Genomic DNA, 24,633 nt, shown 5'->3' on the forward strand with positions numbered 1-24,633 from the left:
ACCCCTCCTCATTAAAGCCTTATTTCTCTATATTTTATTCACCATTTTTCTATTTATTTTGCTACTTATTTCCCCCATTACTTTACTCATAATTGGTATCACGACAAAATACGACACAGTAAAGCAGGCAAAATTAAAAAAAGCACCCATTACATATGTATTTGAAGTTACATTAATATTTATTTTTATAAAAACCAAAGTTAAAAATACCTTTAAAAGCTGTTCTGTTCCACACAAAATAAGTGTACTAGACCCTATGACACGTAGAAACTTAACAGATTTTAAAATATGGCTTAGTATAACATTTAGGTATATCATAATCAAGGCAATTATTAGAACAAACATCCCTCTTGAAAATCTTCCAAGAAACATATCATCTAACATTTTATCAGGATCTTTGTAATATACAATAGAAGTTATTATTAAGGACATCCCTGTAATGATGAAAAAATATATTTTTTCTTTCTTGTCCATATCCTTATACTTCATATCTTTTATGTACTGAAATGCATAGGCTCCAATAGAATAATATATTAGATAGTACAATGCACTGTCGAAATTTAAGATCCAACGAGGCGATTTTAGTGGATTAAAAGGGAAAAATACCTGCGTCATTGAAAATAATACAAAAGAATAAAACAGCACTCTTCCCTTTGTCTTAAATGTTCTATATAGCATTTCATATATAATACTCATGACAAAGATGCATGGTAAAAACCATAGAGAATCAGCAGGTAGCTGGTTTCTTATGCCAAAAAACACCTGCTTTATCATGATCATAATATTATACACACTAGGTCGCTTTCCAATGACATAAACCAACAAAAATATAATAGAAAAGAAAAAGTACGGCACCATAATTTGCGCAAACTTCTTTTTAACAAAGCGCCGCATATTACCTTGTTTATCGACACAATTATTTTCTTTTACAGCAAAAAAGCCTGACGCAAAGAAAAAAAGTGGTACATGATAAGTAAAAAAGAAGAGATGCAACCTACTCTCAGGGTGGATAGAGTGTCCATAGTAAATAGCGATTATCCCCAAGGCCTTTAAAACATCCACCCAATCATATCTGCTGTTATTTTTAATAGTGAATTTATCCGTCAATTTCTTTTCTCCTTACTTTTTTTATCCTACTTTTTATCTGTTTTTAAAGATTATATTCCAAGGTTTGTAAGCACAGATTCCTGTAGTGCCGCTAAGTTGTATTCAGCCTGTGTCACACTATTTCCTCTAACACCAAAATACAATTTAATTTTTGGCTCCGTTCCTGATGGCCTTATGACAAAATAGCTACCGTCATTGAATATGAACTTAACCACATTGGACTTTGGAAGATTATTTTTTCCTTCCTTATAGTCTATTTTATCTTTTAAATTCAAACCTTTAAAATCCATATTATCACGTCTTATGTTTTCCATAATCTCGTTTATTTTATTCATACCTTTTATGCCTTTTAGTTCCTTTGATACAAGCTGCTCTTTGTAATAACCGTATTTTTCATATAGTTCCATTAAAGCATTGTACAAATTCTCGCCAATGCCCTTATAATAAAGAGCCATTTCGCAAACAAGCGAACTAGCAATCACTGCATCCTTATCCCTTACGAAGTTTCCACTAAGGTATCCATAGCTTTCCTCAAACCCAAATAAAAATTCTTTTGAATTGTCTTTTTCAAATTTTCCAATCATCTCACCAATATACTTAAAGCCAGTTAACACTTCTAGCACATCCACATGAAAATCCGCTGCCACAGCCTTAACCATTTCCGTAGACACTATGGTTTTAATTATAGCTGCATTTTTCTTAAGTTTACCCTGTTCCTTTAGGGACATCATTATATAGTGGCTCAATAAAACCCCCACTTGATTTCCTGAAAGGACCTTAAACTCACCTTTTTCATCCCTGACCATAACGCCCATTCTATCGCAATCTGGATCCGTACCTATGATAATGTCTGGATTTTCTTTTTCAGCCATTTTTATTGCCAAATGGAAAACCTCACTATACTCCGGGTTTGGCACACTTACCGTTGGGAAATCCCCGTCAGGCAACTCCTGTTCCCTAACCACACTGACATTCTCGTAGCCAAGTTCCTTTAAAACCCTTCTGACAGGCTTATTTCCTGATCCATGAATTGGCGTATATATTATACTTAGATCCTTGGCATAATTTTGCACCATATTTTTTCTTATGCATAAAGACTTTACATTGTCCATATAGGCTGCATAAACTTCTTCATACACCAAGGTCAATAATTTGTCATCTGGTGTAATATTTCTGATGCTAGCCTCGTTAACACACTGAATAATTTCCTTGGCAGCCACGTCGGTCACCTGACCACCATCACTGCCATATACCTTGTAGCCATTGTATTCCTTTGGGTTGTGAGATGCCGTAATAACAACTCCACAAGAGCAAGAAAGAAATCTCACAGCATAGGATAATATAGGTGTTGGAGTTAACTCGCTAAACAAATAGGTTTTAATTCCATTAGAAGTGAATACATTGGCCGTATGCCTTGCAAACTCTTTAGACATATTTCTAGAATCGTATGCAATTACAACACTAGGCTCACAGTAATTTTTTTTCAGATATGAAGATAAACCCTCTGTGGCTTTTCCCACGGTATATTGATTCATCCTGTTAGTACCCTGACCGATTACTCCTCTAAGCCCTCCAGTTCCAAACTCCAATGTCTTGTAAAATCTATCCTCTATTTCTTTTTCATCCTTTATATCTCTAAGTATATTTTTTGTGTTTTCATCAATTACATCTGATTGTAACCATTCATTATAATTTTCTTTATAACCCATACTAGCACCCTTTCAAATATAATAATAACAGTAAAAAAAATTAAATTACAATTAATCAGGAATTACTTTATTCTATCTAAAAATTCGCAAAGAGCATCTTCCCAATTCCTCATGTCATCACCCACAGTATTTCTCATCATCATATTATCTAGATATGAATAAGCCGGTCTCTTTGCCACAGTTTTAAACTCTCCCGTAGCACAAGGAGAAATATCACAAGGAATATTAGTGTACTTTATTATTGCACATGCAAAATCATACCAAGTGCATATATTATTTCCTGTGCAATGGTAAACACCGTACTCCTCACTGCTTATGAGTTTTGCAATGTGATATGCCAAATCCTCAGCATTGGTTGGACTTCCAAATTGGTCATTTACTACCTTTAGCTTGCCAGTTTCCTTTGCCTTGTTAATTATTGTATAAACGAAATTTTTTCCCTTTGTGCCATATACCCATGATGTTCTAACAATAAAGTACTTTGAAGAAAATTGTTGTACGTATTTATCTCCCAACAACTTAGTTTTTCCATAAATGCTTACTGGTGATTCTAAATCGTATTCCCTAAATGGCTCATTTCCCTGCCCATTGTATACATAATCTGAAGAAATATGGATTAGCTTCGCACCTAAAATCTCGCACATTCTTGCAAGATTTTTAGGACCAAGAGAATTCACTTTAAAGGCTAATTCCTGATTAGTCTCGCAACCGTCCACATTTGTATAGGCAGCACAATTAATAACCACATTAGGTCTAATACTGAAAAGACATTCTTCCACATTTTTTTCATTTGAAATATCAAGTTGGTCCTTATCAAGAAAAATAAGCTCGCTGATCAAAAAATCCTTGTTTATTGCACCAAGAGCACTTCTTTTATCATCATAAATTCTCTTAATTTCAGATGCCAACTGACCGTTAGCTCCAGTAATAATTATCTTCATAAACTTTTCCTTTCTGACTCATAATTACTTCATTATTATACTATATTTGCATATGATTTTCTATGTCGAAATTTCCTATAAAAAAACAAGGGAACTCTGTAAAGACAAAGTTCCCTAAAATAACACACCATTTTGCATTTTTATGCTGTATTTAATATAAGAAACAAATTACATATTGGACTCACAGAAAGCTATTCTATCAAGAAGAGCAGCTTTTAAATCTTCATCAAGTTCATTAGCCAAAATTTTCATCATTCTAATTTCTTCTTTAAGATTAACCTGTTGAGTTGGCGTCAATTCAAAAATATCCATAGTATCTAATTTATCCATGAATTTTATTGCTTCTAATGAATTTTTTGAAATAGAACCTATGATATCATAAATAGTGTTTCTATATTGAACAGCGTACTCCACTAATCCTGGGTTATAGACAGCATGGGCAAGATCGTCTAGAATTGCATAAGCGGCGTAAGCATCTTTAATATTTTTTGAAGTTTTAGCCTTTTCTGCCATAGCTACCATGGAATTTATATGTTTCTGTTGATAAGTATCTACTGCCGATGACCAGGTTTTAACGTATAGTTCGTTGGATATATCTCCTTTAAAAGCATTTATGTAAAATCTAGCTTCATCGATTTCAGCCTGAGTTAAAGTAGATTTAGGTCTCTTTGGATCACCGTTTTCGTATAGAATTTGATAAAAACGTACGAAAATTTCCTGTTGTATTACATCGACCTGTTTTGAAAACTCTCCCACAAACCCCTTCATCCATAATGGAGTCATTTTTCTAATAGCAACCCTAGCAGTGTTAATATCTGTTTGTTTTCTTGTTTTCTTTGCTACCACAACAGCATCGTAGGCACCTTTATAAACATTATCCCAGTTTACATTATCTGCCAAAGCCACGCTAGTACCCATAAAAATCACCGTTGCACCTAACAATATGGCGTTTTTCAACCTCTTTCTCATTAAATCCCTCCTTGTTTTCAAAACTAACGATAATGAGCAACAAAACATTTTGTGCATTTAATATTTCACACATTAATTATAATATTTAAAGGAACTATTTTCAACCCAAAACAGTTTACAGTAATGTAATGTTCATATTTATGCAAGAATTTATGATATGCTCTGGCCAAACAGTGGATTGAACTTCCCCTATATGTGCTTTTTTTAGCAAGAACATGCATATTCTAGACTGTCCAATTCCCCCACCAATAGTATAGGGTAAATCACCTTGAAGCAATTGTCTATGGTACTCAAGTTCGCAGCGCTCCTCACAATTACAAACAGCAAGTTGCTTCTTTAGAGCAACCCCATCCACCCTGATACCCATGGAAGAAAGTTCTAGTGCACAATCCAATACCTCATCATAAAATATTATATCTCCATTCAATTGCCAATCATCGTAATCTGGCGATCTATCTCCGTGCTTTATCCCCGATTTCAAATAATCCCCAATTTTCATGAGGAAAACAGCCTTCCTTTCTTTGACTATGGCATATTCTCTTTCCTCAGGTGTCATGTCAGGGTACATATCCTCCAACTCCTCAGTAGTAATCATGAATATCTCACTTGGCATATCCAGCCCAAGACAAGGATAAAGTTTTTTCACATAATCTGCTGTAGAAAGAAAAACACTGTATATATCCTCAGCAAACCTCATCAAAGTTTGCTCATTTCGCTGCTCCTTGCCTATAACATATTCCCAGTCCCATTGATCAACGTAATTGGAGTGAATATTGTCTAAGGTTTCATCCTTTCTTATAGCATTCATATCAGTATAAAGCCCTTTTCCCTCTGGGAATCCATAACGTTTTAACGCCATCCTCTTCCACTTTGCCAAAGACTGTACTATTTCTGCCCTTTTTCCCACACCCGGTATGTAGAAATCCACAGCTTTCTGAATCCCATCTAAATTATCATTAGTTCCAGACTCAGGCAACACAAATAATGGCGATGAAACACGCACTAAATCTAATTTTTCACTTAATTTTTTTTCAAAGAAATCTTTAATACATTTAATAGCTATTTGAGTATCCATGACACTTAAATAAGACTCATATTTTTTAACATCCATATCCATTTTCATATCCACTTTCATATCCATTTTCCTTTTCCTTTTCATTTGTATTCAACTCCTATTTTTTTGGAGTATAGCGCTATACTTATCTTTTCTTTAAAATAAAAAAACCCTTCATCCTAAAAGGACGAAAGGTAAATCTTCCGCGGTACCACCTTAATTAACTAAAAGCTCCACTTAAAACAAGCACAGATTTCTCGATGCTCTCCATTTCATAACGGTATGGCTCCGACTAGGCCTACTTTTATCCAAGTAAATAACATGAATAATTTGGGTTAGCAACTCAGGGATGTTCTTCAATATAACTCTTTGTACCGGACTCTCACCATAACCGGCTCGCTCACACTATCTTTTATATCTACTCTTCCCGTCTCAGTCTTTAATAAATTATCTAGATTTAATATGGTTATTATACTAATCTATCTGAAACTTGTCAATATGAATTTTTAATGTTGCATTTGTTTAAACATTCTTATTTAATTAAATTTTTATTTTATTTCAGTCTTATTAAGAGTTCAAATCCACATCTATGGCTTAAATAGCTGTGTTTGACTTTTTAGTGGTGGAACTACGGGTTATTTTAAATACAAAAGTATAGGTTAAATAGCTGTGTTTGACTTTTCAGTGGTGGATACTGTTGGAATTCCAACACTAAGAAATACAACACAGCATTTTATATGAAACAAACAAAATAACATTAAAGAACTCAGTGAGATATGCAAGTCCATTGTAAAATTTATTTATAAAAACTTCTTTAATTGCTTGCAGCTTTCTTCATAGCCTCTGTACCATTCTTTTGGGCCTCTTTTAAAGCTTCCTCCACAGATTTTTTACCACTAAATACAAAATCTAATTCCTTGCCTAATTCATTTAGAGCATTTATTCCACCTATATTTCTAGTACCTTGAAATCCTCTGTCCATACATTCAAATGGAAGTTTCTTCATAGGCTTTGCATCAAGGACTTCTTTAAAGATTGAAACATCTTTAGCTGACTTCCTTACTGGTATATATCCTGTTTGTGAAGCAAAATATGCTGTATTTTCTGTATTAGTCAAGAATTTTATATATTCCCAAGCGGCCTGTTTTTGAATATCACTAGCAGAGTTAAATACTGCAACATTAGTACCATAGAATAACTGGTCATCAGTTTTGTGGGCTGGTAATGCTGCTGCATTTATGACAATACCTGATTTTGTACCCTCTTCTATGTACGGAAGAGCTGAAGTTGAAGCTACACACATTGCTGCACGACCATCCTGCAATGGAACGTTGGCATTTGAATCATCCCCAGCTAAACGGGCTGTTTTGTTTTGCATCATACTATTCAAAAAATCTACAGCTTCCTTAGTTTCCTTTGTATCAAAGAATAGCTCATTTGTCTCTTCACTCATAGTTGCCCCTCCAGCTTGTTTCAACCATGGTGCTATATCTGTGGAAAGGTTATTTGCAAATACGCAACCGTAAACCTCTGGCTCACCATCCCCATTTTTGTCTACAGTTAGTTTCTTCGCTGCATCAGCCCATTCTTCCCATGTTGTTGGCACCTTCAAGCCAGCATCCTTTAACATACCCTCGTTATAATAAAGCACCATTTGACTCTTATTAAATGGCATAGCAAATTGCTTATCATTCCAAATACCGTCGCTTAGGAACATTTTTGGTATATCCTCATAGTCCTTATCCGTAAATCCTACTTCTGCATCAGACATATATGGCTTTAAATCTGTTACAAGGTTTTTTGAAACATACCATGAAAGTCGATTAGAGTAAACTTGAGAAATGGTTGGCATATCATTTGCTTTAGCTGATGCCATTAATTTATCAAATAGCTCTGTGTATTTCCCCTGATTCTGTAACTTAACTGAAACCTTGGGATTCTGTTGCATAAAATCCGCAGTTATCTTTTTCATAGCTTCTTCATTTTTCCCACTCATAGCGTGCCAAAATGTTATCTCCACTGGCTCTGTTACCTTTGTCTTTGAAGTTGAATTTACTGTAGGTTGTTTCCCAGTTCCTTCCTTTGATGTTGCGTCTTGCTTACTGCCACAACCTATGAACAGATTAGCACAGATCCCCATTGTCAGTAGTAATGAAATAATCTTTTTTGTTCTCATAATTTAATCATCCCTTCTTAAGTTAATAATTATGTAAAATTATAAATATATATTAATATTTTTAAACCTGCTTAATTATAAATACCGCTATCCTTTTAAGCCTGAATTCCCAACACCCTTAATAATATACTTTTGAGTAAAAATATACATTATTATAATAGGTATTATTACCACCACTGAAAAAGCCATTAACAAGTTGTATCTAGTGCCAGCCTCAGTAGAAAAAGCGGCTAAAGCCACCGGCAATGTTCGCATTTCATCTGAATTCGTAGTGATGAGAGGCCACATATAAGAATTCCAACTGTTAATAAATTTTAAAATTCCAATAGAAAATATTGTTGGCTTACATATTGGCAACAATATGCTAATCAAATACCTAAAATCAGAACACCCATCTATTTTAGAAGATTTATAATAGGAACTAGGTACACTAGAAAACTGCTGTTTTAAAAGGAAAATCGAAAATATACTGGCACACCATGGCAATATTAGAGCTTTATATGTATTTATCCAGTTAAGTTTACTAAGGGTGATGTAATTTGGTATCATCAATATTTCCCCTGGAACCATCATAGTAGCAACTAATATCATAAAAATTATATTTCTAAATTTAAAATTTATATGTGAAAAGGCATATGCACTTAAAATAGTAGTTATTAACTCCCCAATAGTGACAAATGTTGACACTAAAATACTATTTATAAAATATGTCCTAAAGTTTACCACATTAAGAGCCGTTGTGAAGTTTTCCAATTTTATACTAGATGGCAGCCACTTAGGAGGCATCGAAAGCACCTCATTAGCAGGTTTAATAGCGGTTAATATCATCCACACAAAAGGCAATACCACCCATACTACGCCTATTATCAGTATTGCATATGAAAAAAACTTGATTAATGAACCGTTTTTCTTCATAATCTATCGCTCCTTATTTTTAAACAAAATCATAAATTGCACTAACGTAAGGGAAAGAATTATCATGAACAATATAAATGCTGCCGCAGCCGCCTCCGAAAATTGCCATTGGTTGTAAAACTTTTGGAAAATATAATATACAATAGTAAGACCACTCTGCAAAGGTCCAGGTTTTTGTCCATATAATATGTATACCTCATCAAATAATTTAAAAGCACCAATCATTGACGTGACAGATAAAAATACAATAGTTGGTTTAATAATAGGAATAGTAATATTCTTTACAATACTAAAAGAAGATGCACCATCCATTATTGCAGCTTTCTCATATTTTTTATCTACATTTTGCAAAGAAGCCAGTATTATAATTATTTTATAACCAAGCCCCTTCCATATACTCAACGCTACAAGTATAGGAATAGTCATATTTTCATTTGTAAGCCAATTAACATTGGCCATGCCAAAGACATTTAAGAAAGCATTGACCACTCCATAATCTTTATTCAACATCCACCTCCACACAATAGATACAGCTGTTGTCGATGTTATAAAAGGCAGAAAATAAGCGCTTTGAAAAAATCTTTTAAATTTTATATTAGAATTTAAGATTATAGCTATTACCAATGCAACAACAATGCCTAAAGGTGCCGCAAAAAAAGCAAATATTAATGTGTTTTTTAAAGCAATATGAAATTCAGGATCCTTTATTACATAGATAAAGTTTTGCATTCCCAGCTCAAAAACTTCACCAGTGATATAATCGTATTTAGTAAAGAATCCCATAATGAAAGACTTAAATATTGGATATATTTGAAATACACTTATAATAACCAGAGCAGGTAAAAGATAAATAAATGCTTTCAAATTCTTATTTTTAATATTAATCCTACCCACACTCCTTAAAAAATGTATATTTTCTTAAAGTTAAATGAAACATTATCACCACATTGAAAACTGTTATCCCAACTTACACAAGCAGTAAAAACTAAATTGACAGCTCTTATTCTCAAATACATTTCCCTACCAATAGGTTGAGTGCTTATTATTTTTCCTTCCATGTTATTTGCCCCACTGCAAATGACAACATCCTCTGGCCTAATACCCACCGTAACCCTACCTGCATTTTCGCTTTCCAATGTATTTGTGCTTCCTAATGTATTTTGGCTATTATACTGAACGACATTTTTTATTTCATGTTTTTCTTCTCCCAAGTTAATGAATACACCATACCCCTCTGCAAACCCATCAACAAAATTCATTGGAGGATTGCCAAGAAAGCCTGCAACAAATTTATTTACAGGATACATATATAGCTCCTTTGGGGTTCCATATTGTTGTAGCACACCCTTATTTAATAGAATTATTTTGTCTGATATGCTCATAGCCTCTTCTTGATCATGAGTAACAAATATGGTAGTGATTTTTAGCTTTTTTTGTAGATTCTTAATCTCATCCCTAAGCTCTATACGAAGTCTAGCATCTAAATTAGAAAGTGGCTCGTCCAAAAGTAGTATTTTAGGTTCCTTAACAAGAGCCCTTGCTATTGCAACACGCTGTTGCTGCCCTCCAGATAATTTAGAAGGTTTTCTATTAAGAAGTTCTTGTATCCTAAGCAGTCCCGCAATTTCTTCCACTTTCTCTTTGCGATGTTTTTTATGTACTTTCTTCATTTTTAATGGGAACTCTATATTCTCCCTAACAGTCATGTGAGGATATAGTGCATAATCCTGAAATACCATTCCTATATCCCTATTTTCTGCGCCAATATTATTTACCACCTCCTCATCGAATAAAATCTGTCCCTCACTTATATCCTCTAATCCTGCAATCATTGATAATGTAGTTGTTTTTCCACAGCCACTTGGTCCAAGTAGACAAACAAGACTTCCATCATCTATTTCAACATCAACTTCACTAACAGCCAAAATGCCATTATACCTTTTCGAAACTTTATTTAACCAGATTTTCATTAATTTCACCTCTGATTAAATCTAAAATCTTAATTTTGGCTTCTTTTAAATCCATCATGGGTAAATTTATTTTATTTTCTTTCATGAGATTTTGAAGAACCTTCATCAACATACCCTTTTCCTGAACTATATGTATAGTTTTTATAGTTTCTTGTAAATTATCTCTTCCCGAAAATTCTCCTCCCCAATTTCCCGAGCATGTTATATCAATGCCGCAACTAGGACTTCCATTAATACCCACGACGCCAAGAACGGAAAACTTATTACATTCTTTTATATACTCTCTCATTTGAAGGATATATGGTTCTAACATTTCTATACAATATTTTTCAAAAAAGGGGTTGTCAAATTGTTCTTTTGTGTGACCCCACCGACTAGCTCCATATATATTAAATTCTGGACAAGGAAGCTGAATAAGATGTATATCATTATCAACAGCAAAATGTAAAAAATCTTTCCTTGCCGTTTCTTCTTCACCAGTTTTGTGAGAAAACGTTGTGACCTTTGAAGCAGTATTCAAAACGCAATGACTGACAAAAACTATATTTTTCTTTTCCATAATTACACCTCCCAAATCTATGCCAACCTAAACTATAACACAAAAAAGAAATGTATTGAAATTCAAAATATCAATACATTTCTTCTTATCTATTAATTAATTAAATTCTTTTTTGTAAAAATCTTGTTGTTCTTGCTTGCATTAAGAGTTTATTTCCACAGCTGCGGTCTTAATAGCTGTGTTTGACATTACAGTGGTGGCTCAGCGTTATATATTAAATACATAAGTGAGGATTAAATAGCTGTGTTTGACTTTACAGTGGTGGATACCCTTGGAATTCCACCACTGAGAAATACAACACAGCATTTTAGGCCTAATAACCTAATTTGCATTATATCCCCGCAAGGCTGCGCCGTTAAGAATTATTACTAGCGTCCATAACACAATCGATAGCAAGCACCATAGCCACCGCAACTAGTTCTTCCACACCATCCTCAATAAAAAGTTCGTAGCAATCTCCCCAGCTCATCCATTTTTTATGAATGGTAATTATTTCTCTTCCATTGCTGACGATGCTGTAATCGTGATCCCACAAGTCCCCCTCCACCGACCAGTTTAATCCCTCAATAATATAACGCGGATGGAATAGAGTAAATTTCTTTTGAATCTCAGCCACTTGACGAGAGCCAATAAAAACACTGAACTTTGGCAGCAAGGTCATCAATTTTTGTTGTATTAGGGCTAACTCAACATTGTTTCTGTCATATACGTGAAGTTTATTTCCAAGTGACATAAACTCACCTTCTACAAAGTACTTATCATTTCCTAGTTCGTCTTTCACAGAAAATCTGTCTCTAAAAGATAATATTTTTTGTTCTATAAATAGATACATAACATCCTCCAAAGATATATGATTATTATTACAAATTAAAACTATATGTTAAATACTTGTCTATATTATACTATATATAAGGCTGATGGTATACTGAATTTTCACTATAATATTTCGTTCAAATGTTTTTTTAATTATTAACGCAAAAACACCCCTGAAACATCTACAAAATTAAATTCATTTTCATAGACATTACCAGGAGTGCTCAACATTGTGTTTCTTTGTATATTAAAAATTATTTTGCTTCTTTATCTAACCATACATGGCTAAATTCATAGCCTGCACATTTATCTACAAATTCGGGACTACGTGGATGACCCTTTACATAAGCTTTTGTAGGTATCTCAGCACCTTTTTCTGCTAAGAAAGAGCATGGTAGGTCTTCTGATAATATTTTCTGAACACCTTTATATATTTCAGCTCTCTTAGCTTCATCTGATACAACTGTTCCCTGCTTAAATAATTTATCTAACTCTGGGTTACTGTATTCGCCAAGGTTAATACCGCCACCAGTTACAAATCTCTGTGACATAGCAGAAATATCTGGACCTTGATATCCACCTAAGATTGTAAGTTCAAATTTGTGACCAAACCAAACTTTTTCATCATAGCCAGGATCATCAAGAGTATTAATTTTAAGTTCTATTCCTACTTCTTTAAAGTTTGCTTGAAGTACTTTTAATGGTTCATCATATCCACCAAATGTGTCAATTGTAGTTGTAAAACGGATTCCATTATCTTTTACTGGGAAGCCAGCTTCATCTAACAATTTTTTTGCTTTTTCTACATCTCTTCCCTTAATTTTTACATTTTCGTCAAGAGCCCATTTGTAAAGAGGAGATATAAAGTATTCAGCCTTAAGGCCCACACCTTTAAATCCTTTTTTAAATACTTCGTCTCTATCAATAGATAATTCTACAGCCTGTCTAACCTTTAGATCCTTAAATGGTCCTTCTTTAACGTTGAAAAGAACATATTGTCTATTTGGCCAAAGTTTGTTGTATACAGTGTAGTTTTTGTCTGATTTAAGCTTTTCAATTTCTGAAGGCTCAACGCTATTATCTAACTCATCAAGTTCGCCATTTTTCCATGATTGATATGCAGTGTTGTCATCCTCATTTACTGTGAAAACAACCTTGTCTAAGTATACTTTTTCTCCCCAGAAATCTTTGTTTTTCTCAAGAGTAATAGTTTGTTTATCCTTATATTCTACAAATTTAAAAGCACCTGTTCCAATTGGTTTGTTGTTTGCTTCATTAGTTAACCAATCTGTATCCTTGTAAATGTGCATTGGCATTATAAATGTTCCATTCCATGCAAGAGCACTTATCATTGATACATCAGCTTCTTTTAATTTAAATACTACAGTGTCTTTGTCTGGACAAGTAATCTCTTCAACACTTGCAAGAGATTCTGATGCAAGACCTTTTTTAGCTATTATCTCATCAAATGTCCACTTTACATCTTCAGATGAAAAATCTTTCCCATCATGCCATTTTACATTTGACTGTAAGTGGAAAGTTATTGTTTTTCCATCATCAGAAAAATCCCAACTTTTTGCAAGGTCAGGAACAACCTGGTCATTTCCGTTGATTTTAACTAACTGATTGAATACATTATGTAGTACAGGTTTTGCAAGGTCATTAACCTTTGCATTTGGATTAAAGCTTTCAGGAGCCTTAGTTATTGATACTACAAAGGTTCCTCCTTCTTTTGGAGCGTTTTGTTCTACCTTTGGTTTTTCGTTATTGACATTGGTTTTTGCTGATTCATTGTTTTTTCCGCATCCAGTAAGAACTGTACACGCCATTGTCACAGCAAGAAATAACGAAATAATCTTCTTCTTCATTTTTTGTTCCCCCTCAAATATATTATTTATTTCTAACAGTGCCACAGCTTGAAATAAGTAGTTTTGTATAAGAATGGCGTGGTTTGTTTACAATCTGCTGCCTACTTCCTATCTCCACTATTTTTCCAAAGTACATCACTGCAATGAAATCCGCTATATACCATGTTGTGGCTATATCATGGCTAATGAAAATAAGAGATGTCTGATTTTTTGAAACTAACTCTAAAAGCAGATTAATAATGTCAGCACGAACTGAAACGTCTAACATGGAAACAGCTTCATCTGCAATCAACAACTGCGGTTCCAAAATCATGGCTCGCAAAATTCCTATACGTTGAAGCTGTCCTCCTGACAATTGAAAGGTATACCTGTCCATAAACTCCTCAGCAGGCTTCAGCCCGTAATTTTCAAGATAGGTTTTGCAAAGTTCCAAGCGATGTTTTCCATTATTCCCTATACCATGAATTTTCATGGCATCAATTAGAATAGTCCCAATTTTTTCTTTTGGGTCAAAGGAATCAAAGGGATTTTGAAAAATCATCTGGCACTTTCGCCTAAATTCTCGCTTTTTCAACATTTCTTTTAAAGGTTTACCTTGAAACTCTACATAGCCACTATCAGGTTTCTCCAGTCCCGTAAGAACCTTAGCTAAAGTAGACTTTCCGCAACCAGATTCTCCAATTATGCCAAGGACTTGCCCTTTTTTTAATGAAAAGCTGACATCATTAAGAGCTTTCACAATAGATTTATCTTTTTTGTTCTTATATGTTTTATGTAAATTACTTACCATTAACAAGGATTTATCATCACAAAGCAAAGAGTTTTCATTTTGAATACTTTCTTGCACCATACACCTACCCCCTGCACCTATGACATGCTACCATTCTTTCCTCTTTATATTGTATATATTTAGGCTCTTCCAAAAAGCATACCTTTTCAGCACAATTGCATCTTTCTGCAAAAATGCAGCCTTTATGATCCTTACTGAAGTCTGGCATGGCTCCCGGTATACCTTTCAAAGTTCCACGTTGCGCCCCCAACTCAGGATATGCATTTATTAGCTGCAAGGTATAAGGATGCAGAGGATTGGAAATCACATCTTCTGTACACCCATATTCCACAAGATGACCCCCATACATCACCGCCACCTTCTCACAATTATTATTGACAATGGACAAATCGTGAGTTATAAAAATAGGCGTAACATTGAGCTTTCTTCGAATACTTTTAAGCTCTTTCATTATTTGATGCTCAGTAACCACATCTAAAGCGGTGGTTGCTTCATCCAAAATCACTATTTCTGGATAATGAATAAGGCTCATCGCAATGCCCACCCTCTGCATCATTCCCCCTGAAAGCTCATAAGGATAACACTGAAATACTCTTTCCGGAAGATTGCACATGGAAAATAAGTCCAATATCCTATTTTTTATGTATACCTGGCTCTCTCCACTGCCATGTACTTTGTACACATCAACTAATTGCCTTCCAATTTTATGAATTGGGCTGAGAGCATTCATTGATTTCTGAAAAACCATAGAAATATTTTTCCACCGAAATTGCCTTATACTTTCTTCTGATATATTGATTAAATCTTCATGGTGAAAAAAAACACTGCCCTGTATTTCAGTTTTTTTCTGTTCTAATAATCCCATAATTGCCATTACCATGGTGGATTTTCCTGAGCCGGATTCACCCACAATGCCTAGGGCCTCTCCTGAGTACAGCTGAATATCTACATTTTTTACTGCCTTAATTCTCTTTTTTTCTACAATATAAGATACACTCAGACCCTCTGTTCTCAAAATACTTTCAGGTTTACTGGCGGTTTTTTGCAATTCCATTTTTATCCTCCACCATTCTTTCTAAATTTATGCTCAATCAATTTACTCATGTTCCAACAGGTTACTTATGATTTAGGAAGTTGCTCATGTCCCAACAGATTACTTATGGTATGATTCAGCAAGCTACTTATTATTCAGCAAGTTATTCATGCCATCTCCAATTAAATAGAAGGCAATAACTGTAAGCACAATTGCAAGGCCAGGGAATACGCAAATCCACCAACTACTAGGAAGATACCTTTTTCCAGTGGCGATTATACGTCCCCAACTTACAGCATTAGGATCTCCAAGGCCTAGAAAAGATAGTCCAGATTCAGATAAAATTGCTCCAGACACGCTCATAGTTGCATTGACAATAACGGGGAATATACCATTGGGGATTATGTGTTTAAATAGGATCCTCATTTTGCTTTCGCCCATTACTATGGCACTTTTTATAAAGGTTCGTTCCCTTAAACTCATAGCTTGTCCCCTCATAAGCCTGGCAGTACCCACCCAACTTGTGAGAGCCATAACAAGAATCATATTATTCAAATTGCTTCCATAAACAGCTATGACCAACACCATTAGGAAAAACGAAGGCACCATCATGAACATGTTGAGAAGTTCAGACAGGATTTTGTCCACAATTCCCCCGAAAAAACCAGATACAGCACCAATTAAAGTGCCTATTACGGAAGATATAATAGCAACAGATACGCCAATTTTCAGTGAAGTCCTGCTACCATAGATAACCAAAGTAAAAACATCAGAACCAACACCATCCGTGCCAAACAAATACTGTCTACTTGGTGGATGTAGCATGTGGTCATATAAAAATCCAGGATCCTTCTCACAAATCATGGGCCCAAAAGCAGCCACAAGAAACATAAATGTCAAAAGAACCAACCCTAAAAATAATTCCTTCTGTGAAATTATCTTGCGAATAATTCTCCTCGTTTTTGATAGTTTTATTTTATTATTACTTATTTCCATCATAGACACTACCTCAGTTCAATCGTATTCTAGGATCTAGAAACGCATAAATCACATCAGTTATAATCATGGTAATGCAAATGCATATGGATATTATCAAGTAAACCCCCATGAGCACTGGATAATCTCTTCTCATAATAGAATCAATTATTAGCCTACCCATGCCCTGCCATGAAAACACAGTTTCCGTAAGAGTTACTCCTCCCAATGAAAATGCAAGAGATGTTCCAAACATAGTAATTACAGGCAATATAGCATTCTTTAGCACATATTTTCTGAATATTTGTTTTTTCTTCATGCCTGTAGCTTGAAAAGCCATCACATAGTCCTGGGAAATTGCCTGAAAAACAGAAGTTCTCGCCACTCTAAAATATGACGGTGTTTGAATGGCCACCAAGGTGGTTATTGGCAATACCATATATTTCATAACATCCAAAACGTACCTGTAACCCTCATATTGTTCTCTTACATTGTACATGCCTGATGTGGGCAATAATTTTAGCCAAGACGCAAAAACAAGTATGCAAATAAGTCCTAGCCAAAAGCCCGGAATAGAGTCGAAAACATAGGAGATGCCACAAAGCACCTTATCCCACGCACTACCCCTATGCTCGGCGGCAAAAAGACCTAGCAAAGTTCCTAAAACCATAGATATGACAATGGATGTAAAAGACAATAATATAGTGGGCAATATTCTCTGTGAAATAATTTCTAAAACAGGCTTATCGCTTATGTATGAATAACCAAAATCACCCTTTAGCATGTTTTTAACATACATAACAAACTGCTCCGGCAAAGATTTATCTAGACCGTACTTCACCGTCAATTGCTCAACTAGTTGTGGATTGGAAATTTCCTTTCCAGATAGCATGCGCACAGGGTCCCCAGGTGCAAATCTTATTAGAAAAAAAGTTATACAAAAGGAGAAAATCACTGTCATAAAACCTATAGCAAACCTTTTTAAAACGTACTTCCACATATTATCCTATCTCCAGTTTCAGTTTTTCAACAACAAATATAATGCTGCAATAAATTTTATTTTTCCTTCTCTAACACATAACAATATTATCATTATCCAATATTTTTGTTAATGGAAATTACAATTATCTATAGCTATTCTTTGTTGTATTTGTAATTTCTATTGACTTTACTTTAAATTTTCAAATTATAAATATTATTAACACTTTATCCACCACTATAATGTACAACACAGCTATTTAAGCTTAATTTATGTAAACTCCATAAGTTAATCCACCACTGAAAAGTACAACACAGCATTTTCTGCGTGAACTTATTAATTTATACCTCCCGCCTCAGTGAAGCAGGAGGTATAAAATATTATTTAGTTGAAGCCACCCGCATTTTTCCCAAAGGGTAAGTCTTATCGCCACTAATGGCATCCCATACAAAGGCTTTCATTTTATAGTCCCCTTTATCTGGGACCTTTACACTAACTGTTAAGTAAGCCTTTTTGCCAGGTTGCACTATTTTTTCAACAGTAGCCAAATCTTCAAGACGATTTTCCATATCATATATTCCACAAATTAAAGTTACTTTCTGAGGTTTGTCCCCTTTGTTTGTAACAGCAATTTTGTAGACCACGTCTTGGCCATTAGCTATTTTATCCACCTTAGTAAGATGTTCCACTACTATATTCCTATTTTTATCTATATACACATCTGGGTTGATGTTTGGCTCATCAGGATTCTCATTAGGTTTATCTCCTGGTTTAACATCCGAAGAAGATGCCTTTACCTGCACAGCCTTCATATTGTCTGCATAATCTGTAACACCAACGTATATTGTATGTTCTTCTCCCTTTGGAACAGTCAAATCCATCTTGTATTTGCCGTTCTCCTGTTTTTCTAATTTAAACACGCTTTTACCATTAGAATCCACATACTTGTTTCCGTTTACCATAAATACAAAGTGTTCTATACCTGAATCCACTGTACCCAAATCCCTTGCATCTATTTCTAAAGTGCATTTTGAGTCTTTCATATCAATTACCTGTGCACTGACCGCTGGAACAGTTTTATCGATTTTTAATGGCAATGTAAGAACCTGTTCCTCAGCACCATTAAAATCAGCTGTTGCTCTTATATTGACATAATACTGTCCCTCGTCCACTGAAACCTTCTCACCAAGATTTTTGTCGTATATCTTTCCATTCCACATCCAGTCAAAGTTTACCTTTGCTGAAATCTGTTGCTCCATAGGAACTTCTTTTCTAACATTTTCTTTATCTTCTATAGTTTTTATAACCTTTCCATTGCTATCAGTAACGTCAATAACTAATTTTTTAGCATTTCTTAATAATGAAAACTGTGGCATTACATCGTCTTTAGATTTTTTATCATCAGGATTTATTGAAAAATATTGAGGATTTATTTGTCCAATATCGTCCCCACCCAAAGGATATGTTTTCGCAATAAATCCAGAATTATCTACAGTATACAGAGAAGTGTGCTTAAAAACTGATCCTTCCTCGTATATTGGCTTATCTATTATAGGCAATGAGCCCCAATCCCCATAGAATCCCATGAAAGGAATACTTATCTCACAAGCCTTATCACCATCATCAGCTATTGCATTGGGAATAAAACTTATAAACCCTTCTACAAAAGAATTTGGCTTTACATTGGACGTAAAAGAAATATTACCTTGTATTAATACAGTTTTACCTGCTGGCACTGTTATATTTCCCCCTGTTAAAGGAACAGGTTGTCCAATCACATCCTCAAAAATTTCTCCACTTGATTCTGCCAAAATATTTTTGTTTTCATCATTCAATAATTTTGCTTTACTAAAATTGATATTAGCTTCATTACTCTTTACATTTATATTGTAAGTTACATCCTTTGAATCACCATTATACAATTTCAATAAAATAGGTTGATTATTATTAATTAATTTTAATGAAGCAGACGCCTTCCCTTGCCATGTAAGCAATGATTTATTGGAAAGGGCATTTTTTATATTTACAAGACCAGCTCCTTGCAATCTTGGTGAATAAGGCTGGTTTTTACTAGCTTCCTTTTGAATATCCGCTGTATTCATAAGCATAGTCTTTACATACTTAACTTTTTCGGTGCCAGATTTGAACTCAATGTTTAATTTTTCTAAATGCTGTAGTATTAATGCTGAGATTCCAGCTGTATAAGGCGATGCCATAGATGTACCAGACATAGACTTATACGAATCATGGTTAATTGTTGACCATACTTTTCCACCAATACCTGTAATATCAGGTTTTAATTCTAAATTTGGAGTAGGACCCCAAGAACTAAAAATAGACATATTGTTTCCATCTAAATTTCGAACAAAAGTTCCCTTGCCAGTGAACTGGACCCTTAATCCACTTTCTGCAAGTTCTTTTAATTTCACACCATCTGAATTTTTTATAAAGGCAGTTGGAATCTTCACTGTTTTATCTGTAGAAAGATTTTCAACATATTCCTCGTCGCCATCTTTATTAAATATTATAGTTCCCACTGCACCCTTTGCCTGTGCATTAAGTTTCTTATCCTTAAACTCATTTTCACCTCTTTTTATAAGAGCAATCTTTCCATAAACATCTTTGCCATCAAAATCCGAAGCCTTACCCAAGCCACAGTATACAATCTCATATGAACTTTTCAACATATCAGGATTAAAATCTGAGTATACATATGGAATAGCGATTTTAGTTGAATCTTTAAGAGATACAACATCCATAAGGTGTGCAGCCTTCATGCTATTTTCAATGGAAGCTACCTGTATAGTTTCGCTAGCCAGTGCTGGTGAACCAACCGTACCAGTGTCAACCACAGACAAGTCTTCTTTTGGATATATAGAAGAATAAGCATTTCCAGCAGCAGCAACTACAACTATTCCTTGTTCAGTAGCAGCCTTTATAGCCTTCTGCTGTCCATCTTCAGGATCCTGAAAACCAGCTGACATACAAAAGCTCATATTTATAACATCTGCACCATATGCTATGGAGTCCTCTATGGCTGCAATTATATCACCCTCGTCAGCTCCAGCCTTGTCAGGATTATTGGAAAATATTTTCATAGCTAAAATCTGACTCTCTGGTGCAACACCCTTAACTCCACGGTTATTATTAATATCATCCTCACTCTGACAATTAGCTGCTACAATACCAGCTACATGCATGCCGTGAGCATATTCAATGCTATCCTTTATAGTGTCAATTATTTCATCATTTTTATCTACATAATTGTAAGCAAAAGGCACCTTTTTACTATAAAACTTTCCACGCTTATTTTTTTGATTACTCTTAATTTTATCAACTGCCTCTTTTGTAAGCTTAACCTTTGTTCCCTGTGACAATACCATATCCTTGTGACCAACATCAACACCTGAGTCGATAACTGATATAACCATACCTTCCCCATTATATCCATAGCTTTTCATTACCTCAGAAATTTGGCCAGTCTCCACAGCATTTTTCACGCTTCTATAATATGTTTTTGACAGAGAAACCTTCTTTATACCATGAATCTTTTCAAGCTCACTCTTGTATTTAAATTGCGTTTCTACACTAAATCCATTGAATACTAGAGTATATCTATTGGTGATTTCTGCATTTTTGTCCATAGTAAGTATGCTCTTAATATACTTCTCCTGTGAATTCAGAACCCTGCTATTTATACCAGTATCCTTAGAAGCATTTTCAAGATTATCATCTCCGCAAAGTTCCTTAGCAGATGGTTCTTCAACTTCTACTATAAAGGTAACCTTATCCTCTGCCTTTGGAACATTTTCATCTACAGATACACTACTATTTTTTCTTGATTCTCCTATGGTTTGCCTAAATATATCTTCTACATTTTCTAATTTATCCTTGCCACTAATATCTACTTTATATGCAGTTTGCTTGCTATCATTAGCTTGTACAGCATACGCCATAGAAGTAGACATTAGAGAAAATATCATTGTAACAGAAAGAATGCTACTTATTAAACGTTTCTTTGTTTTTCCTATGATCTTTCGCATAAAATCCTCCCTTTATATTTCAAAATCTTTTTCTTGAAGATTATTATAAATATCTTTTATAGGTGAATAATCCTTTATTCCACTATTACCGCTAAGTTTCAAGCTCTTTAACTTTACTAAATTCTTTAATGGTGAAATATTTGAAATAAAATTTGATGACAAATCCAACTTTTCAAGATTTATAAGCCCCTCTAGAGCACTGATATCCTCTATGGCATTGCTATTTAGCTCCAACACCTTAAGTTTAGTTAACTCCTTCAAAGGTTCCAGATTAAAATTTGTATAGTACAACGATAAATTCAATTCCTCTAAGTTCTTAAAATACTTTAAGTCGCTGATATCCGTGTTTTCTTCAAACACACATTCAAACTTTGTAATACCAAGCAAATCCCCCTGTGTAAGAGTTTCCCCATTGTTTTTACCAAGTTGTTCCCGGACTAAAGTCTCCAGTTCACTATTTGCAAAATTAACCTCTTTTAAAGGGTCATCTTCCACCACTGGCGGAGTTACCGGTGGAGTTATTGGCGGTGTTACTGGCGGATTATTTTCCGTACCATCTGTAGAGCCACCCCCTGCAGTGGGATTTATTATAAGATCAAAATCCTTCCTCTTTATATCATCATAGAAATCTTTTACAGGTGAAAAATCTTTTATATCATTATTTTTTAGCTGAAGTTGTGTAAGTGTTACCAATTTTCTTAATGCTTCTATATTGATAATCTTATTTGAATCAAGGTATAAGATTTCCAATTTTGTTAGATCAGCTACTGGATTTATATCTACTATATTGTTATTTGATGCCTGCAACCATCTAAGGTTTTTCATGCCTGCAACAACGGATATATTTGATATGTGATTTTTACTTATTTTAAGTTTCTCCATATTTACCATATTGGAAAGACATGAAATATCCGATACATTATTTCCTTCGATACCAAGGTCCTTGAATCCTTTTGCATTTTCCAATGGATTTATATCGCTTATGCTGTTATTGTCAGCCCATAAACAAGTTAGTTTTGTTAAAGGTTTTAAAGGACTTATATTTGAAACTTGGTTATTTCTCATCATCAAAGTGTCTAAATTTGTCAAAATAGATACTGAACTTATATCTTTAATCTTGTTATCCTCTATTAGCAAGTTCTTTAAATTTTCCAATCCAACAAAAGCCTCTTTATCTATGGCTGTAATGCTATTTTCGTCTAAAACAAGTTCCTCAAGATTGCTCATGCTTTCAAATGCTCTTGCTGGTATACTTGTTAGCCTATTAGCAGCTAAATCTAGTTCTTTCATGTTTTTTAGGTTTTTTAAATACTTTAGTTGAGAATCCTCTATTTGGTTTGCCCACAAGGATAACTTTTCTAATCCCGTAAGATTTTCAATGCCAGAAAGACTTGTAACCCCAAGGCCTAGCACGCTTAGTTCCTTTAAATTCACAACTTCACTAAGGTGAATGTCTCCTTGCTTTTTGTCTATTGTCTTCCTAATGGATTTTTCAAGATTAGCATCTGTAAATTTAATTACACGATCTTCACCTTGTCCTTCATCTGGATTCCATTCAAAATCTTTCTCCACTAAGTTTTTGTAGTATGCCTTGGTTGGAGAATAATCTTTAGTAAGATTGCTCGTCAACTTTAGCTTAGTTAAGTTCACAAGATTTCTAAGAGGCTCTATGGATGTAAGCTGATTGCAAGCAAGATTTAGCGCCTTAAGCTGTGTTAGACTTTCCAGTGGTGATATATCATCTATGGCATTTCCATATAAATTAAGTTTTGTAAGCTTTACAAGTCCCTTTAAAGGCGTTAGATCAAACCTTGCTCCACAAAAACTTAAATCTAAATCGCTGAGGTTTTCTAAATACTTAAGATCTGTTATATTAGAATTGCCACTCAATGAATATGCAAGACTGAGCTCCGTAACTTGTAGCAAGTCCTCTCTTGTAAGTTTATACTCTTCATCTTTCTGGAGTTCCTCTTTGATTATTGATTCTAATTCTGCATTTTCAAATATAACTTCTTCCTTTAAATTGGTGCTCTTTATCTCTAATGTAAGTGTGACTTTTTTGTCGAATCCGTCTACACTACCTAAAAATTTAAATATACCTACTGTATCAGTATTGGCAAGTTTTTTCTCCCAAATAATTGGCAAAATTTTCTCCTTGCCAGTATTCATTATGACAGTTACCTCATTTGGAAGGGTATACTTGTCTCCCTGATTTATAGTCACATCAATAGGATCAATTTTCTCTATTTTCTCCTTAAACTTTCCATTATTTACGGCTATATTTATAGTATTAGAGATAATTTTTTTATTCTTCAAATTGTCATAGGCTAGTACATTTACCATGTAGGCATCATTAACCATCTTTATATAAGATTTAATTGTAGATGTTCCCTTAGCCTCTATAATATCCTCTGAAATCACAGAATTTAAAGTATTGCCCTTGCAATCTACCTGCTTTATTACAATAGCACATTCCTTATCCGTGTCAGAATTATTTTCACTATTCACTTCAATGCACTGAACATGCTTAGAGGTAATCTCCGTATTGCCATTAGGAAGACTTAAAACAATTTCAGGAGCATTGTCGCCATCAGCTGCCAACGCCTCCACAATCCATGGCATACAAGTCACCATGGAGGAATATATCATAGACACCACAAGAACCATGGTGATCATAATTCTAGATTTCACATACTTTTTCTTCTTAGTATTTTCCATAATCTCCACACCTC

At 34.4% G+C, this 24,633-nt stretch carries 18 protein-coding genes and 1 other annotated feature; all 18 genes read right to left on the bottom strand.

What is annotated here, in order from left to right:
- Positions 1 to 27 precede the first annotated feature (27 nt).
- Positions 28 to 1,107: an acyltransferase family protein gene (locus BUA73_RS08430; RefSeq protein WP_072903690.1), complete on the bottom strand. Its 1,080-nt coding sequence runs from the start codon at positions 1,105 to 1,107 to the stop codon at positions 28 to 30.
- A gap of 50 nt (positions 1,108 to 1,157) precedes the next feature.
- On the bottom strand, positions 1,158 to 2,816 hold the full coding sequence (locus BUA73_RS08435) for a phospho-sugar mutase (RefSeq protein ID WP_072903691.1): 1,659 nt from the start codon (positions 2,814 to 2,816) through the stop codon (positions 1,158 to 1,160).
- Positions 2,817 to 2,878: 62 nt separating this feature from the next.
- Entirely contained in the window at positions 2,879 to 3,757 is an 879-nt protein-coding gene (gene rfbD / locus BUA73_RS08440) for a dTDP-4-dehydrorhamnose reductase (protein WP_072903692.1), read from the bottom strand.
- A 168-nt stretch (positions 3,758 to 3,925) separates the two neighbouring features.
- A complete protein-coding gene (locus tag BUA73_RS08445) occupies positions 3,926 to 4,726 on the bottom strand; it encodes a hypothetical protein (RefSeq protein WP_072903693.1) in 801 nt (266 codons plus the stop codon).
- Between the two features lie 115 nt (positions 4,727 to 4,841).
- On the bottom strand, positions 4,842 to 5,861 hold the full coding sequence (gene asnA, locus BUA73_RS08450) for an aspartate--ammonia ligase (RefSeq protein WP_423230383.1): 1,020 nt from the start codon (positions 5,859 to 5,861) through the stop codon (positions 4,842 to 4,844).
- Between the two features lie 99 nt (positions 5,862 to 5,960).
- Positions 5,961 to 6,223: a binding site (T-box leader), on the bottom strand.
- A gap of 371 nt (positions 6,224 to 6,594) precedes the next feature.
- On the bottom strand, positions 6,595 to 7,956 hold the full coding sequence (locus BUA73_RS08455; RefSeq protein WP_072903694.1) for an ABC transporter substrate-binding protein: 1,362 nt from the start codon (positions 7,954 to 7,956) through the stop codon (positions 6,595 to 6,597).
- An 87-nt stretch (positions 7,957 to 8,043) separates the two neighbouring features.
- Positions 8,044 to 8,871, bottom strand: a complete 828-nt coding sequence (locus tag BUA73_RS08460) for a carbohydrate ABC transporter permease (protein ID WP_072903695.1) — start codon at positions 8,869 to 8,871, stop codon at positions 8,044 to 8,046.
- A gap of 3 nt (positions 8,872 to 8,874) precedes the next feature.
- Positions 8,875 to 9,765, bottom strand: a complete 891-nt coding sequence (locus BUA73_RS08465) for a carbohydrate ABC transporter permease (protein WP_242942354.1) — start codon at positions 9,763 to 9,765, stop codon at positions 8,875 to 8,877.
- Between the two features lie 5 nt (positions 9,766 to 9,770).
- Positions 9,771 to 10,841 (bottom strand): ABC transporter ATP-binding protein, encoded by a 1,071-nt coding sequence (locus tag BUA73_RS08470; protein ID WP_072903696.1) that lies wholly within the window; start codon positions 10,839 to 10,841, stop codon positions 9,771 to 9,773.
- Positions 10,822 to 11,400, bottom strand: coding sequence for a CD3072 family TudS-related putative desulfidase (locus BUA73_RS08475; RefSeq protein ID WP_072903697.1), 579 nt, complete (start codon positions 11,398 to 11,400; stop codon positions 10,822 to 10,824). The genes BUA73_RS08470 and BUA73_RS08475 overlap by 20 nt, the downstream gene beginning before the upstream one ends.
- A gap of 355 nt (positions 11,401 to 11,755) precedes the next feature.
- Positions 11,756 to 12,232, bottom strand: coding sequence for an LURP-one-related/scramblase family protein (locus BUA73_RS08480; RefSeq protein WP_072903698.1), 477 nt, complete (start codon positions 12,230 to 12,232; stop codon positions 11,756 to 11,758).
- A gap of 235 nt (positions 12,233 to 12,467) precedes the next feature.
- Entirely contained in the window at positions 12,468 to 14,081 is a 1,614-nt protein-coding gene (locus tag BUA73_RS08485) for an ABC transporter substrate-binding protein (protein ID WP_072903699.1), read from the bottom strand.
- 22 nt (positions 14,082 to 14,103) lie between these two features.
- Complete coding sequence (locus BUA73_RS08490; protein WP_072903700.1) at positions 14,104 to 14,931, bottom strand: ABC transporter ATP-binding protein; 828 nt, start codon at positions 14,929 to 14,931, stop codon at positions 14,104 to 14,106.
- A 4-nt stretch (positions 14,932 to 14,935) separates the two neighbouring features.
- Positions 14,936 to 15,925, bottom strand: a complete 990-nt coding sequence (locus tag BUA73_RS08495) for an ABC transporter ATP-binding protein (protein WP_072903701.1) — start codon at positions 15,923 to 15,925, stop codon at positions 14,936 to 14,938.
- Between the two features lie 123 nt (positions 15,926 to 16,048).
- Positions 16,049 to 16,903: an ABC transporter permease gene (locus tag BUA73_RS08500; protein WP_207649868.1), complete on the bottom strand. Its 855-nt coding sequence runs from the start codon at positions 16,901 to 16,903 to the stop codon at positions 16,049 to 16,051.
- A gap of 10 nt (positions 16,904 to 16,913) precedes the next feature.
- The gene (locus BUA73_RS08505; protein WP_072903702.1) at positions 16,914 to 17,879 is read right to left on the bottom strand and encodes an ABC transporter permease; all 966 of its coding nucleotides are present in this window, start codon (positions 17,877 to 17,879) and stop codon (positions 16,914 to 16,916) included.
- Between the two features lie 359 nt (positions 17,880 to 18,238).
- The gene (locus BUA73_RS08510) at positions 18,239 to 21,901 is read right to left on the bottom strand and encodes a S8 family serine peptidase (RefSeq protein ID WP_072903703.1); all 3,663 of its coding nucleotides are present in this window, start codon (positions 21,899 to 21,901) and stop codon (positions 18,239 to 18,241) included.
- A gap of 12 nt (positions 21,902 to 21,913) precedes the next feature.
- A complete protein-coding gene (locus tag BUA73_RS08515; RefSeq protein ID WP_072903704.1) occupies positions 21,914 to 24,619 on the bottom strand; it encodes a leucine-rich repeat domain-containing protein in 2,706 nt (901 codons plus the stop codon).
- Positions 24,620 to 24,633 lie beyond the last annotated feature (14 nt).

Origin of the sequence: Hathewaya proteolytica DSM 3090 (assembly GCF_900142225.1) — a bacterium.
Taxonomy (GTDB): domain Bacteria; phylum Bacillota; class Clostridia; order Clostridiales; family Clostridiaceae; genus Hathewaya; species Hathewaya proteolytica.